12 protein-coding genes are annotated in these 13,283 nt (G+C 38.6%); 1 reads left to right on the top strand and 11 read right to left on the bottom strand.

Going from position 1 to position 13,283, the window contains the following annotated elements:
- Positions 1-19: 19 nt before the first annotated feature.
- The gene (locus ABMY45_RS04710; RefSeq protein ID WP_349288483.1) at positions 20-616 is read left to right on the top strand and encodes a tyrosine-type recombinase/integrase; all 597 of its coding nucleotides are present in this window, start codon (positions 20-22) and stop codon (positions 614-616) included.
- A 44-nt stretch (positions 617-660) separates the two neighbouring features.
- On the opposite strand, the gene ABMY45_RS04705 is transcribed toward ABMY45_RS04710, so the two are convergent.
- From ABMY45_RS04705 to ABMY45_RS04655, 11 genes are all read right to left on the bottom strand, one after another.
- Complete coding sequence (locus ABMY45_RS04705) at positions 661-777, bottom strand: hypothetical protein (protein ID WP_349288567.1); 117 nt, start codon at positions 775-777, stop codon at positions 661-663.
- 40 nt (positions 778-817) lie between these two features.
- Entirely contained in the window at positions 818-1,129 is a 312-nt protein-coding gene (locus ABMY45_RS04700) for a hypothetical protein (protein WP_349288482.1), read from the bottom strand.
- A 103-nt stretch (positions 1,130-1,232) separates the two neighbouring features.
- Complete coding sequence (locus tag ABMY45_RS04695; protein WP_349288481.1) at positions 1,233-2,852, bottom strand: hypothetical protein; 1,620 nt, start codon at positions 2,850-2,852, stop codon at positions 1,233-1,235.
- A gap of 497 nt (positions 2,853-3,349) precedes the next feature.
- On the bottom strand, positions 3,350-4,096 hold the full coding sequence (locus tag ABMY45_RS04690) for an autoinducer binding domain-containing protein (RefSeq protein WP_010603763.1): 747 nt from the start codon (positions 4,094-4,096) through the stop codon (positions 3,350-3,352).
- A gap of 10 nt (positions 4,097-4,106) precedes the next feature.
- Entirely contained in the window at positions 4,107-5,345 is a 1,239-nt protein-coding gene (locus ABMY45_RS04685; RefSeq protein WP_237117065.1) for a class I SAM-dependent methyltransferase, read from the bottom strand.
- A 567-nt stretch (positions 5,346-5,912) separates the two neighbouring features.
- Entirely contained in the window at positions 5,913-6,899 is a 987-nt protein-coding gene (locus ABMY45_RS04680) for a Calx-beta domain-containing protein (RefSeq protein ID WP_239422705.1), read from the bottom strand.
- 9 nt (positions 6,900-6,908) lie between these two features.
- Positions 6,909-7,397: a hypothetical protein gene (locus ABMY45_RS04675; RefSeq protein ID WP_010603766.1), complete on the bottom strand. Its 489-nt coding sequence runs from the start codon at positions 7,395-7,397 to the stop codon at positions 6,909-6,911.
- Positions 7,397-8,035, bottom strand: a complete 639-nt coding sequence (locus tag ABMY45_RS04670; protein ID WP_010603767.1) for a glycine zipper domain-containing protein — start codon at positions 8,033-8,035, stop codon at positions 7,397-7,399. The genes ABMY45_RS04675 and ABMY45_RS04670 overlap by 1 nt, the downstream gene beginning before the upstream one ends.
- A complete protein-coding gene (locus tag ABMY45_RS04665) occupies positions 8,025-10,160 on the bottom strand; it encodes a hypothetical protein (RefSeq protein WP_206472543.1) in 2,136 nt (711 codons plus the stop codon). The genes ABMY45_RS04670 and ABMY45_RS04665 overlap by 11 nt, the downstream gene beginning before the upstream one ends.
- Complete coding sequence (locus ABMY45_RS04660; RefSeq protein ID WP_349288480.1) at positions 10,153-12,354, bottom strand: hypothetical protein; 2,202 nt, start codon at positions 12,352-12,354, stop codon at positions 10,153-10,155. The genes ABMY45_RS04665 and ABMY45_RS04660 overlap by 8 nt, the downstream gene beginning before the upstream one ends.
- A gap of 143 nt (positions 12,355-12,497) precedes the next feature.
- The gene (locus tag ABMY45_RS04655) at positions 12,498-12,926 is read right to left on the bottom strand and encodes a hypothetical protein (RefSeq protein WP_102058372.1); all 429 of its coding nucleotides are present in this window, start codon (positions 12,924-12,926) and stop codon (positions 12,498-12,500) included.
- Positions 12,927-13,283 lie beyond the last annotated feature (357 nt).

Here is a 13,283-nt window from a genome sequence, read left to right as displayed (position 1 = left end):
TTTTAATTAGGAGGTCACTATGAAACAAAAACTAAACCACAATGCTACTGGGATGAAACGTCCTTTCAAACTTGAAGAGATTTGGCGTATACGTACTCGCATTGAAATTCAAAATAACTTGATGCAACTGGCGTTACTTAACTTGGCGATAGACAGCAAACTAAGATCATGTGATCAACTGTCTTTAAGGGTTAGAGATGTCGCAACCCAAGATCAAGTTTTCGAGAGGGTTCAATGGACACAAAAGAAAACAGGGATCGAAGTTCAATTTGAGATAACTCCGAGAACACAACAAAGTATTAGCCGTTGGGTTCAAGAAGGTAAATTGAAACCTAGTGAATATTTGTTTCGGAGTTTACGTCGCACTAATCAACCAATAAGCTATTCATATTACAGGTCTATAATCAGGAGTTGGGCTGAGCAGTTAGGGCTTGATTCTGATCTATATGGTACTCACTCAATGCGCAGAACCAAAGCGACTTTGGTTTACGCACGAACCAAAAATATTCGCGCTGTTCAATTACTACTTGGTCACACAAAAATCGATAACACAATTAGATATCTCGGAATTGAGATTGAAGATGCTATCAAGATATCCAGAGAAACAGATTGTTAATTAAGAAAAGGCGGCAATTTAAGCTGCCTTTGCCCCAAAACAAGCTAGAAAATTTTGCTCAAAGGGCTAACAGCACCGTTTGCGCCTTGCTGTACAACATGAGTATATATTTGCGTTGTCTTCACATCAGAATGACCAAGTTGAGCTTGCACAGTTCTTATATCTGCACCACTTTGTAGTAAATGAGTAGCAAATGAATACCTAACGGTGTGGGGGAGTATCGTTTTTTATTTGTGCTTTTTTGGCTGCCTCTTTATCCACTTTACGTACTCCTGTTTGATGAAAATGATGTCGGCGGATCTCGCCAGTTTCTGGACCAACACTTAACTTATATGAGGGAAATAGATACTGCCAAGCGATTGATTTATTGGCGCTAGGGTATGTTCTTGCTAGTGCGTTTGGCATCCAAACACCAGCATATTGCTCATTCTGGGAATCTAATTTTAAGCATTTATCAGCCTGAGCAATTTGACTTCTTAGCAAAGGTGTAAGTTCTGTAGCGAGTGTAGCCAAACGATGCTTATTCCCTTCTCCACTCCGGGTCCGAATGCACTTGTAGTCCAAATTGTTTTTGAAAAACGTTTGAGTATTTGCCCAAACGCCGCTCTATGCTTACCTATCTTGGCGTAGGGAATACATGTAATATAGGTAAATATGCGAAACTAAGATTATATGGAAACCTACCAGGGAAAGCGATTGCACCTGTCGTTGCAGAAAGGCCTGCACTCATACTAAAGTCAAAGAAACTATCATTCATGTATAGCCTCGTTTTTAGTTGCGTGATTGAAGGGGCATAGACCTCCTCTCTTGAAATCGCAACACTGCCATCTTCGAGGTATTTGATAATGCCTTGGGTGTTCACTCTGTAACCGGATAAGAGACCATAGGCAATGGAAAACTCTTGCGAGTGTTTATACCTGGGATCTTGTTTGATCAGTTTCATTGCCGATTTAGCCATTTCAGGCTTTTTGCGCTGCCACAGTTCATATAATTCGCGTTTGTTTCTAGGCCATTCAATATCAGGTATGCAAACCTCTGACAGTTTTGAACGATGCACAGCTGCGATATAAATGTTCTTTTTGCTTTTGCTCCCAATCGCCACATTTCTAAAATTACAAACGGTATATTGATTACCAGCTTGAAATGTAAAATGTCTATTTTCAACATTTACAACAATAAAGAACTCATAGTTACCATACTGCTCTTTTAAATTCGCGATAACATTTGCACACCCTTCAGCGCTAGAGCTCATCTCTTCCACAAGTTTTTTATCTTCGATATAGCTTTTTAAACCGACACTTTCTTTGAAACGGGTTTGACAATGTGCCGTTATTTCATCTGATAAGTTTTGAGCAGATTTTAAATTCTCTTCAAAATAGCTCGGTAAGCCATTGCACAATATTGATGCCTGATCTCTTCCAGTTTTGTCAGTAAAAACATCAAGAGAACGCTTCTGAAGCTTGTTAAAGTTATCTTTGTAGGTTTGCACCTGTTGTTCAATAAGTTTTTGGATACTGTCCGCTTGTGCCTCATCTGAAAGGTCTTTTTTGTCAAGTAATGGACTTATCTTACGTCTTAAATCCTGCATCCATTGGGCGGCGCATCTATGGCTTAACCAGTTGATAATATGAGAATGCATAACCAGATCATCAAAGTAATACTCAGCAGCAAGCTTTTCAAATGTTTTTACAATTTGTCGCTCTCCACCCAAAGGTTCTAATGTCATGATATTTAAGCTAGCTACGAGCGACTTGGTGTCTGACACTATGTAGCTCATGTCTGTGGGATTGGTTTTGTCATGTTTCAGAATATCGGCAATTTTATTCCATGCTGTACCAAGCTTGGTGTAATAGTCTTGATATGTCGTTTTTACTGGAACCAGGTCAATCTTATTTTCCAGACGCCTGAACAATGATTCCATGCGATCTTGCAAGCGAGCGATTTGCCCTTCTATTTCAAGCAGCTTCTTATAGGTAGGATCGCCGCTATTGAAAATGAGCTGCAGTATAGTGCTTGCGATAACTGCACCGCCGTTTAGCGCCAGGTGCTTGCCCAGCGATTTTTCTAAGTAATTTTGATATTCGAGTGAACCTTTGCAAATTGCCGATACCAAACTTTTATCACGCAGGCCACTGAAACAACTTATTCCCGCGTGGGTTAAGTTAACAACAGACTCTTTCATGATATGCTCTTTTTCTATTTGCTCGGCTAAACTGAGCTCTTCATCGTGACTCATTAAAGTCTTCCTTATACCAAATTAACGTTACCATTTTGTGCCAGTTAGATGAGTTTTTTCAATTACAGAGCATTACAAGGTCAGAGAACAAACAAAAAAACACTTTTATTTGCTTGTTTTTCTATAAGAAAATAAACAAATGAAATCAAAGGGGCAAAGCCATAAAACCAACGACTCTGCCTCCCCTTAAACACTATAAGCAACTCGGGAACACGGTCTGCGTGAAAGTCATCGAAGCGGTGGCAAAAAAGGTGGTTGCAACACTCAAGGCTGCTGAAAAAACACTTTTAATAAATAATCAATGGGGTCAGAGTTGTTGATTTTAATAATACTATTTAACGGCTGCTTCTGGCTCGAAGTTGTCCTTAGCCTCTAGAGCGTTTCTGTCCAAAAATAAGTTAGCATTAATATCCACTCCTCGCTCAGAGGAGCCTGCCATATTGAAGATAAACTCGTCCGTTAGTACGATAAATCAGATATGAAATACTAGCGTTAAATCAACTAAAGTAGTGCCCTAGCGAATAGAGCAATTTGTCTTTTGGAACATTTCCGTGCTTTTTTCTAAATTTATCAATTACTTTTGCAGCGTAGCGATAGGTTATTCCAATATGATCTTCAATTTGCTTCATCGGTTTCCCCGAAACCAAGTATCGCATCACTTGACGCTCTGTATCGCTCATTTTTATATAATTGTCGTATAACTCGGCAACTAAGTTTGGATCTGAGAAGATTTTGCTGTTCAACGCCGAGCAAAATAACCCGATTTGTTCTTCATTTTCCTGTACCAGATGATTAAAGTCTTTATCACTTAAATTGCTATACAAAGTAACACAAGCGTAGCCTCTGTGGTCGCACATGAGCGGGACGACAAAACCGTTATTGAGACCAAATTCGTTTTTTGCATGGGCTAAGGTAGCAACTTGTAACTCAGTGGGGTTAAAACTCTGCAAGTCCCGCCACCAATTGATTGGCTTTCGATGCCCTGACAGTATTTGAGCCACGAAGATATCCTTCTCAGGCTTAAAAATTTCATTTTCCTGATAGTACTTTAAATAATCGAGAGGGGCGTTTTCGGTGGCTAGTATGATAGGCATTTGGTTCAAGTGTTTAACAAATTCATGGCTTGGCAAAAAACCATAAATTGCGCTATCAAATCCGATATGTGATATGGCACGATAAAAACTTGCAGTGTATTCTGCTTGATTCGAAGCATTCAACAAATCGACTAGATCTTGATAGCGCATTTTTATTTTCCTACTTTTTAGCTATGATTAAATTCATTGCACCATGAAAGTGAGTGCAGTCTCGGTTTGTTACAGACAGTCCAGCTTGTTCTAGCCAACCTTCAATTTTATCTAAAGTATAAAACGAATGTTGGTATTGTGTGACAAATTGTAAATTCAATCTCTTAAAGTCTGCAACAGCAGGATTGCCACTAAATTGCGATTCATACAGCTCAATCATCATTTCCATGTGAGATTTTGTCATGTTTTCATTGGGGTTTGCGATAATTAACAGGCCACCCGGAGCAAGTAAGTTATAGCAGTGTTTAAAAACTAAAGAAGGATTATCCATCGCATAAACACTGTTTATTAATGTAATCACGTCGTATTGATGCGTATTAACAAACTCTTCTAGTTGGACATGAAATGCTTGAAACCGCTGTGGTTCTTTAAGTCTCTGCAGATTGGCGTTGGCTTTTTGCACCATATCAAGAGATGTATCGACGCCGTGATAAGTAGAAACCTCACCATTAACAAAAGCGGCTAAGTTTCCATTTCCACATCCAGCATCCAGTACAACTCCTGACAACAGCGGAGCAATTGTATTATAAAGTTCAACCTGTGGTGGAGTAATAATAGAGTCAAATGCACTACTATATTCATCCCAATGAGATTTATTCATAATTTCCCTTTTAATTAGACTATCACTCTTATTAAAGCAAGATGATAAGTTTCGATTTAAGAAGCGAAGGCCCCTTTGCTTTATTTCTTTCGTTTCAACAACTAGAGCAGATATTTTTCTATCAACCCCAATATCATAGTTGCAATCACTTTTAATCAGTATAGCGTTAAATAACTTTTTATAAAAATCAACATTTCCTCTCAGGATAAAAAACAACCGCTCATAACCCATCTGCTGTGCTTTATCTAATAACAGGCCATAAACGACTCTGGTAATTGCGACATCTTTACTCGATATACTAAGCTGGCCGACAACTGCATCCTTTTTAGGGTCAAAGTCATCGCTTAATGATGCCCTTACTTCTTTCCAAACATCTTCATCTTCATACGCACTGCTCAGTCCAAAAGTCGCTATTGGATTATGTGGAACTTGGCTTATATCACTAAGTAGGTATAGAGAAATACCTTTATCTAAGATTTTATCTTTAGTAACTCTGATAGCTGGAAAGTTTTCCACATAGTTTTCTTTCAACGTTTTAACTGCGACATCAATATTATTTAAATTACATGCTTCTATTTTAAAAGACATAGTAAATTCCTCTCATTCTGTTTTTAAAGGAGAGGTAAAATCTGTCTGCAGCCAGAGTTCACCTTACATCAGGCGTTTGCTTGTTTGCCCGATAGACATAAGGTTAAGGCGATAATGGCAGATGCCAGAGGCCGATATTTGGAAAATTCACAAACCAATAAGCTATTTAATATCAATTAGTTAATGGATTAGGAAAGAAATAGGAAATAGATTGGAAGTAAAGCAAGGTGCTACTTGTAGCACTTGATATAAAAGGATCTCAAATTAGCTCTGTATTTTTACAAACGTCAGCTACAGACAACCTTCTGCCAGCTCTTTAGTCAGCAATCGTTTTGTTTGAAAGTTTTACAGGTAAATATTGTAGTTCGATGTAATGGTTGAACTTAAACACCGTAAACCAAAGGCTCGCAGTATTTGAGGGTGCTTCAATGAGCTATTGCTAACTCATCGAATAATGAACAAAAGTTCTCTCGATTTTCACTTCTGTTGATGGGGAGTATGCAGCAGCGCTGAGTGCGCTGCCCATTGGCTTAGTTGAAAGTTAGCCCAATAAATAAGCAACTCAGATTAGATAACACTACCATTGTTATTTGCTTTCACTTCAAGCTTTACTACCTCACCTAACTCCTCGAGCCACTTAGGCGAGTTAGAAACTCTGGAACTCAAGTAGTCAAGTAACTGAGCTTTCATCACAGTTGTTGCTTCATATTGAGTATGAAACTGTTGTTTTTTCAGCGCTTCAAGGTGGGAATCCAATGCATTTCTCAAAACATTAGGGTCCAAATCTAAAGCGTCATTAAAAAGAACGATGTATTTTTCTCTCGCTCTTTGAATATTATCTTGAGTATTACGGTAATTCTTGACCAAGTTCGCCTTTGGATTTTCTTTGGTTGACAGATAGTTACCAAGGATCTCAAGCTGTTTCAAATCATTCGAAAGGTCCGCTGCAAGAGCTGAAAGGTTACTTACCAAAAGGCTGCTTTTTTCCACTAAGTCTTTGTTTACTCCAGCTTCGACAATCATCACGATATGTGATGGCTGCCCTTTCACATTTTTCAGCTTAATGTAAAACATTTCATTGTTTTCATAGACATCGGAGTCAGGAATAATAGGAATATTTATTGATTTTTGCACTTCACCAGGCTGGAACTGTAAAGCAATATCAAGGGCTCGATAGTCCTCAGCTGCTTTTGCAGTACCATCTTCTGTTATCAACTCTATCTGTTGTACTAAATCAATGCCTGTTGTTCGATGAAGAGTAACTTCCACAACGGCATTAGACTCTTGAACTTCAGTCTTCACACCAGAAAAAGTAATATTTTCATATTCTTTAGGAAAAAAATATGGATAAGATAGCGCTGCCAATGTTGATAAACAAAGTACCCAACTAAAGGAAGTGACAAACGAAAAATGCCAACGCGCAAACAGTAATGGCTGAGCACAAACACCACACTTGTTGGCATATGATTTAGTAAATAACTTATGCGCCCGAGCATTGCTGCAGTGTTCTATATTGTTGCAATAATATTGTGCTTTTATTGGTTTAATCGACATCTACATTACTCAAAGTATCATATCTATTTCTTGTGCTAGTGATTCAAGCTCACTCTCTAGCTGGTTTAGCATTTGCTGTTGTCGTGATTCGCTTGCCGCTTCCTGAAATTGTCTCAATACCTCCTCTCGACTCAGGCCGAGCCATGGGTAACGTGTTTTCAGCTGGCTAATTTTTGTCTGATTAATATGTTCAAGACCTTTGTATGTTTCTATCTTATCCAGCAACGCATCATGGCTTGCAATTAAAGCGTTTAACTTCTCACTTTGTATTACTATCAACTGTGTTAGTTGTACCTTGTCACTTTCAAGCTCTTGATTTTCTTCCTCAATCGCATTCATTTGAGCTTCGATATCCACTACTCTTCGGTTTAGCTGTGCCTGTCGTTGCTTTGCTTTTTCTTCGCTCCATCCATACAACCCACCAGTTGTCGGATCACCTGTCGTCTTACAACCTGCTAGCAAAGACAAAAACAAGCAATATATAACCCGCTTCAGCATTAATATAATTTCCGTCTATCTAATGAAGCTAGCTGGGCTTGCATGACTTCTAGCTCGTTCTTTTCAGCAAGAAGTTGTTGAATAACCGTTTCACTATGTGAGGCTAATTGCACAGAAACGGTTTCTCTTTCTTGTGCCAGCACGTCCTTTTGGTACTGAATTTCTTCAGTCAATATCTCGACTAACTTAGCTGACTTGGAAACTGCTTTAGACAGGCTATCTTTTTGCGTTTCTAAGCTACTATACTCAGCACTGCGTTTTTGAGACTCTGCCTCAATGCTTTCTAACTGCGCGGTATAACCTTCTATTTCCAAATGAATTTTTTCTCTTTCATTTTTTGCTGCGATAAGTTTCTCTTGTGCCCCTTTAATCACATCTTGCATATATAACTCAGTATTAGCGTAATCCTGCTTCTTCTTAACCACACTCTTGGCATAAAGATCACCGGCAACAGCACCAATCAATGCACCAATCATAGCGGCTTGCTTATTGTCACCTAACACCAAACCAAGCGCACCACCAATGAGTGCACCTGTCGATGCTCCCTCAGCTCGAGTTTGAGTGTCGTCAGTCATTGCACACCCGGATAGCAAAGCTGTCATGATTGAAGCAGCAACAAGGTTTTTTCTACTTTTCATCGTTCGTTTCCCACTGGTTATTGGATTTAGTAAGTACATCAGCTAATTCTTCGATATCGCTCGAGGCATGGCTGTTAGGGGCTGGCAGTAGCTCTTCTATGGTCGACTCTTTAGTATTTAAATGACGGTAATCATTTTCGATACGCTCTTTTTCGTCTAGTAAGTCCTCAAAATCATCGCTGTCGCGCAGGAAACTCAATCTTCTTTCTGTAACTTCGTCCGCAAGCTTTTGCTTTTCGTCTTTGCTTTGTTTTAAATCAACTAAACGCTGCTCTAAACGCATACTATCGACATCGGCAATTGATTTGAGCTTACGATCTCGACTATCAAGCTGCGCTTGGATCAGGCTTTCGTCTTTAATTTCTAGTCTTTCAATCAGTAGATCCATTCCTCGGCTGCGCCTCAACAGAGCCGATACCTCACAGAGCAATTCATCTTGTAACTTTGCGTTATACTCGCGTTTATTCACCCAAAGCGTAATGGAAGGGATAAGTAATGTTGATGCCTTGAAAAGCCTAATAACTTCCTGTTTTATATCTTCTAGTTCATTCTCAATCGCCAATTTTTTACAGACTCTATCGTCATTCCCTTTAAGGGCGGTGTTGGTATGACGCTCAGGAGAATCAATTCGGTAACCAAAATCCCATTTTTCAAACGTTTCCCAACTATGTTCACCACCGGCGTCACTGACGACTAGACCGAGCACTTCAAATGCACCACTGAATGAATACTCGGCACCAATCCCGTCTTGTCCACCAAAAAAATGCTTAAATTGGATTGGTATTTTTTTACCTCTTAGCTCTTCAAGCCTCATGGCATCTTCAGATTCAACTGCCATAAGTGACTTAATACTTACCACCAAGCCATGTTGTTCACTTAATCGTTTGCCAATTTCATCTTCAAGTTGAGGCCGGATTAATTCTTCAAACTGACTTAATGCTTTGTAATGATTAAACTTGTCATTCAACATCACTTCTTTGCAAATGTCGTGTACTAGTACTTTTATTCTGTCGAGAATTTGCGCTTGCGTTATTGCTAACAAATCAATCTGATTGTCGTTTTCACTACTTGCAAATAAGTGACGGTATTTCTCAAACTCTCCTTCTTTCGCCTTAACTTCCATGCGAATATTTAACCGTACACGGCTACCAAACATCCCCGTTTTAAATGCGCCATCTTCTTTATCAAACGTGAGCATCAACCCATTTAATAACCTCAGCGGAGCAATGTTTGGTAATGTATGAAATGAATTAAGTTCATAACCAATCGCAGTAGCTTGTTGCTTAACACTATTTTTAACCTGATCGGAGATAGAGACGTCTTGACTCGTTGCCGTTTTGAAGTTGCTCAGCAGATCCATTTCAGATTTGCCCAAAATATGCTGACGGATTGCTCTCTCAATACCCGCCTTCATGTGTGCTACCACCCCCTCGATATCGCTAATTTCAGACTTGCGATAGGCTTGATAGTTATTCAATGTCATTTGACATTCGGACGTTACTTCTAAGCCCGTTTCTTTTATCTTGGTACTATATTTAAATTCGGCATATCGCTCTGGTGCATTACGCAACGTAAAGCCAATATTAAAATCCATTCCTTTTAATTCTTGCTGCATTTGCTCGCACACCGAAGTGTTTAATTCACTGCTTTCTCCACGCTGTAGCTCTTGCTGATAAAACTCATCCAATAAGTTGCTATTTTGTGAGTCCAAGCATTTCTTATACATTTTCGACATGCAGTGATGCAGGTGCTTATCTATTAAATTAAATAATCCTTTTTCCGGCGTGCCCGACATACTCAAGATTTCGACTAACTTATGTGCTTCAGTTTGATCTGTAATTTTAAGCTGAAAGGTAGCGTAAAACTCTAGTGCAATCTCACTTGCACCTTCATGCCATTCAAATGGAATTTTGCTAATGACGATTGGTTTTGTATGAGATTTAACAAAGAAATATTCATAATGTTTCTTATTAAATAAATCAGATAGCAAACCTTGCTTGGTTACGATTTGGTTGGTTTTCTTATTCCAAGTGACAACAAATCCTTCTCCATGAACTCTCGGATTGTGAAAGTTAGTATCGACTTTTCTGATTAAGTTGCTCAAATTAGAGATGCTTTCATGCATGGTAGGATTCTCTTCTAGGTTTTTTAAATTGTTTAATAGCTTCGCTTAACACGCCTTTTTTTAGCTTTAGTAGCATCCTCAACTCTTTATCTGATCTACAATTTCTGTACTGCTCTACCGCCTTATCTCGCTGAATTCTTAAATCTGCTTTAATTTGCTCGTACTGTTTTCTGGTGCAAGCAATGGCAAACAATTGATTCAATCGTTTGAATTTTTCATTTAACTCCGTAAGCATCATGTCGTAATGCTCATATTCGCTTTCATCGGTGATATATTGCGCTTGGAGCAGCGTTTGCTTTATATAAATTGATGTGGTTAAAAATGCTGTGATGTTTCTCTTCTTTAGACTTTCGCTCAAACTTGGCATCGCGAGCAATTGGTAAATTAACTCTTCCGCCCCCTCTTCAAACATTAACGTAATCAAGTAGGAGGTAGCCTTATCATCAACTTGGTTATTTCCCTCTAACACACGATGCATAAGACTAAAAACAAAAAGTCTCACAATCATTAAAGTTAAAACACACTTCTCACTATCGGAAGGTATACTTTTTAGTATTTTTAATAAGTGAAAGGAGTCGCTATATAAATACCCTGAAAAATAGTAGCGAAGCAGCGCAAAGCTAGGACATTTCTTACTCTTATCCAACCCAAGCTCATAGCTTTTAGAAAATATATACTCTAATGACAAAACTTCAGACTCACTTTCAAATTCAATTGAATAGGCTAGAGTATTAAACAAAAAATAGAGGTGACTTTTGAAATCACACACCATCTCTTTAAGCTTATTTTCATAGGTTGATTTAAATACTGGCACCCAGTTGTCAATATGAATTTCTAAGTCTGAAATAGATATTAAATCTTTCTCTTTCTTTTCCACTTGCCCTAGTAGTTGATAAATAAATTCATCGATGGCTATTTTGAATCTATCTTGATAAGAGAGCGCCCTAACAAATGAGATAAAATGAATTATTTTTGAATTTGGACACTGACGATAACGTTCAAATAATTTTAATAGGTAGTCACTGTCAATAGTAATTACCCCGACTTCAGAAAGCTTTAAGTAGAAGTAGGCGAGGTCTGAAAAAAGTGCATCTATGTCAATGAGTTCATTTGTTATATCCTGATCAAAAATGACTTCCTCAATAATTGGCGAGAGTACAGCTAGTTGGAATGGATTGTTTGTAAGCAACTTTTCTCGATATACGCTTGCCTGCTTAATCGAACTTAGCCTGATACAACAAATACCTAAGCCCGACGGTGATGTGAGCTCAAGCCCAGCTAATTTTAAAAACGCATCAGGATCTTGCTGCCAACGAGCATAAGCATGAGTTAACGCTTCGACTCCTTCTCCTATTTCTTTAGCTTGTTTTAATTTATGGTCAAATGCCTTAGCAATTGCATTTTGAAACAACACCAGTGACATATTGTTAAACCAACAAGTTAGTGTAATAACTAAACAGTCCAACCAGTCGTCGTTATCTAGTGCTGCCACAGGTAATGGGTCATGTGTAAAGTGAACTGCAGGCTGCCAATAACCAAGCATAGAACTTACAGAGTTGAAACGCAGGTATTCCTGGATCCTTCTAGGACAGTCACTATCGCCTTTACTATCCAATACCATAAGCAGCGTTGCCTTACGTGCTTTTAGTTTAGACGTCAGTGCATTTAGATTTTCACGGGTTTCGATAAAGCGCTCGAAACTTTCTAGGTCTTCTATTGGTTGCCTAATAACATAAGCGTGTTGACTTTCTACGTAAGGAAATCTTGCTTCTAAATACTCAGTCATTCGACATGAATTGTGACGTATGTAGTAAGATGATATGTCGGTGTGCTGTAAAGCAGCAGCGATAGCCTCTGAGAGATAAAAGGCATTCTCGTTATTTTTTCCAATAATCAGCCAATTGTGACAAACGAGGAAGTTGTTAAGTTCGGCTAACTTGATGTCATCTAAAATGACCTCATTACTCGCAATTTTTGGAAACGTTCTTAACTGAAGTGCTTCATACTTCAGTGGTTTCTTATCAGCGTTTGAAAAATAGTTATTGACCTGAACATCTCTGTTCCCTTGGATCACGGCCTCTTCAAACGTACTACTATCAAACTGGCTCAGTTGCTGAGGAACATCATTCTCATATGCATTGGTTTCGATGCCAATGCTTGAACCAGCTTCCGCTTCCTTTGGATCCGCACTCATATAAAATCACTTTTAAATATAAAAAAGAAGTAATTAAACCTTAATAGCTTCTAAAAACGAGCACTTCGTTATAGAGATACAAGCTTCTAACTAGCTTACATTTTCAGGGTTAAGCCACCCCTTATCAGAATTTAAGATTACCTTTAATCTTTAGCACCAAAATTAAGCGTAATATCCCTATTACCAGTGATAACATTTGGTGCATTCGCCCCGCCGTTAAAGGTACACCCTTGAAACTGAGCATTGCTTTGCTGGCCATTTTGATTTGTAGGGTCTGAGTGGTGGTTGTTTTGTTGATTTTCTATTCGCTTTTGGTGGTATTCCAGCGCTTCTTCAGGCTCAATATTAAGCGCAGTCAATAGATTCTTTAGCTTACTTACCGTCGATGACGAGAGTGGCGCTAAACTGGCTAAGTAGCCTTCCGTCTTATAATTGCGAAGACTTCTATCACTCATGTAAGCACTGTCTGTAACTTGCTGCTCGGACAGTCCGTTTTGATTAATCTTCTCAACAATCAGCTGCCTTAAGGACTCTAATTGCACCTCATCCGCAAAGTTATAAACTTGTTCCATTTCGCGCTCCTTACCCTTAGGCATATCAAAAATCTCACTTACAGATCTAAAAACCACATTTAGATTACATTTCTATACAATTAGAACACAATTTTCAAATCTATTTTCACTTTGTTACTTAAATATAAATTATGAAGGTAACTACCATTCGGTAACTTGCATCATTGTGAATATCAACGACCATTACTTGGCACTGAAATAAAATTATTTAAAATCATACCGATACTAGCTAACTAACTGTTCTGCACATTTATCAATCGGACTTTGTCAGCGAAACCAGACGCAAATTCATTGCCGGACAAGTCTGTCAAGGTAGAAATAACCACCCCTATCGCTTGGCACAAAATTGCAGAAATA

This window comes from Pseudoalteromonas sp. XMcav11-Q (genome assembly GCF_040104525.1).
In the GTDB taxonomy this organism is placed as follows: Bacteria; Pseudomonadota; Gammaproteobacteria; order Enterobacterales; family Alteromonadaceae; genus Pseudoalteromonas.
The sequence above is the reverse complement of the archived record's forward strand: the minus strand, read 5'-3'. Positions and strand labels throughout refer to the sequence as shown.

What these genes read in the sequence shown, in the direction of transcription:
- ABMY45_RS04675 (WP_010603766.1), bottom strand. Translation starts at nt 7,397, where the DNA reads ATGCTGAAGCGGGTTATATATTGCTTGTTTTTGTCTTTGCTAGCAGGT.
- ABMY45_RS04695 (WP_349288481.1), bottom strand. Translation starts at nt 2,852, where the DNA reads ATGAGTCACGATGAAGAGCTCAGTTTAGCCGAGCAAATAGAAAAAGAG.
- ABMY45_RS04690 (WP_010603763.1), bottom strand. Translation starts at nt 4,096, where the DNA reads ATGCGCTATCAAGATCTAGTCGATTTGTTGAATGCTTCGAATCAAGCA.
- ABMY45_RS04680 (WP_239422705.1), bottom strand. Translation starts at nt 6,899, where the DNA reads ATGTCGATTAAACCAATAAAAGCACAATATTATTGCAACAATATAGAA.
- ABMY45_RS04670 (WP_010603767.1), bottom strand. Translation starts at nt 8,035, where the DNA reads ATGAAAAGTAGAAAAAACCTTGTTGCTGCTTCAATCATGACAGCTTTG.
- ABMY45_RS04660 (WP_349288480.1), bottom strand. Translation starts at nt 12,354, where the DNA reads ATGAGTGCGGATCCAAAGGAAGCGGAAGCTGGTTCAAGCATTGGCATC.
- ABMY45_RS04685 (WP_237117065.1), bottom strand. Translation starts at nt 5,345, where the DNA reads ATGTCTTTTAAAATAGAAGCATGTAATTTAAATAATATTGATGTCGCA.
- ABMY45_RS04710 (WP_349288483.1), top strand. Translation starts at nt 20, where the DNA reads ATGAAACAAAAACTAAACCACAATGCTACTGGGATGAAACGTCCTTTC.
- ABMY45_RS04665 (WP_206472543.1), bottom strand. Translation starts at nt 10,160, where the DNA reads ATGCATGAAAGCATCTCTAATTTGAGCAACTTAATCAGAAAAGTCGAT.
- ABMY45_RS04655 (WP_102058372.1), bottom strand. Translation starts at nt 12,926, where the DNA reads ATGGAACAAGTTTATAACTTTGCGGATGAGGTGCAATTAGAGTCCTTA.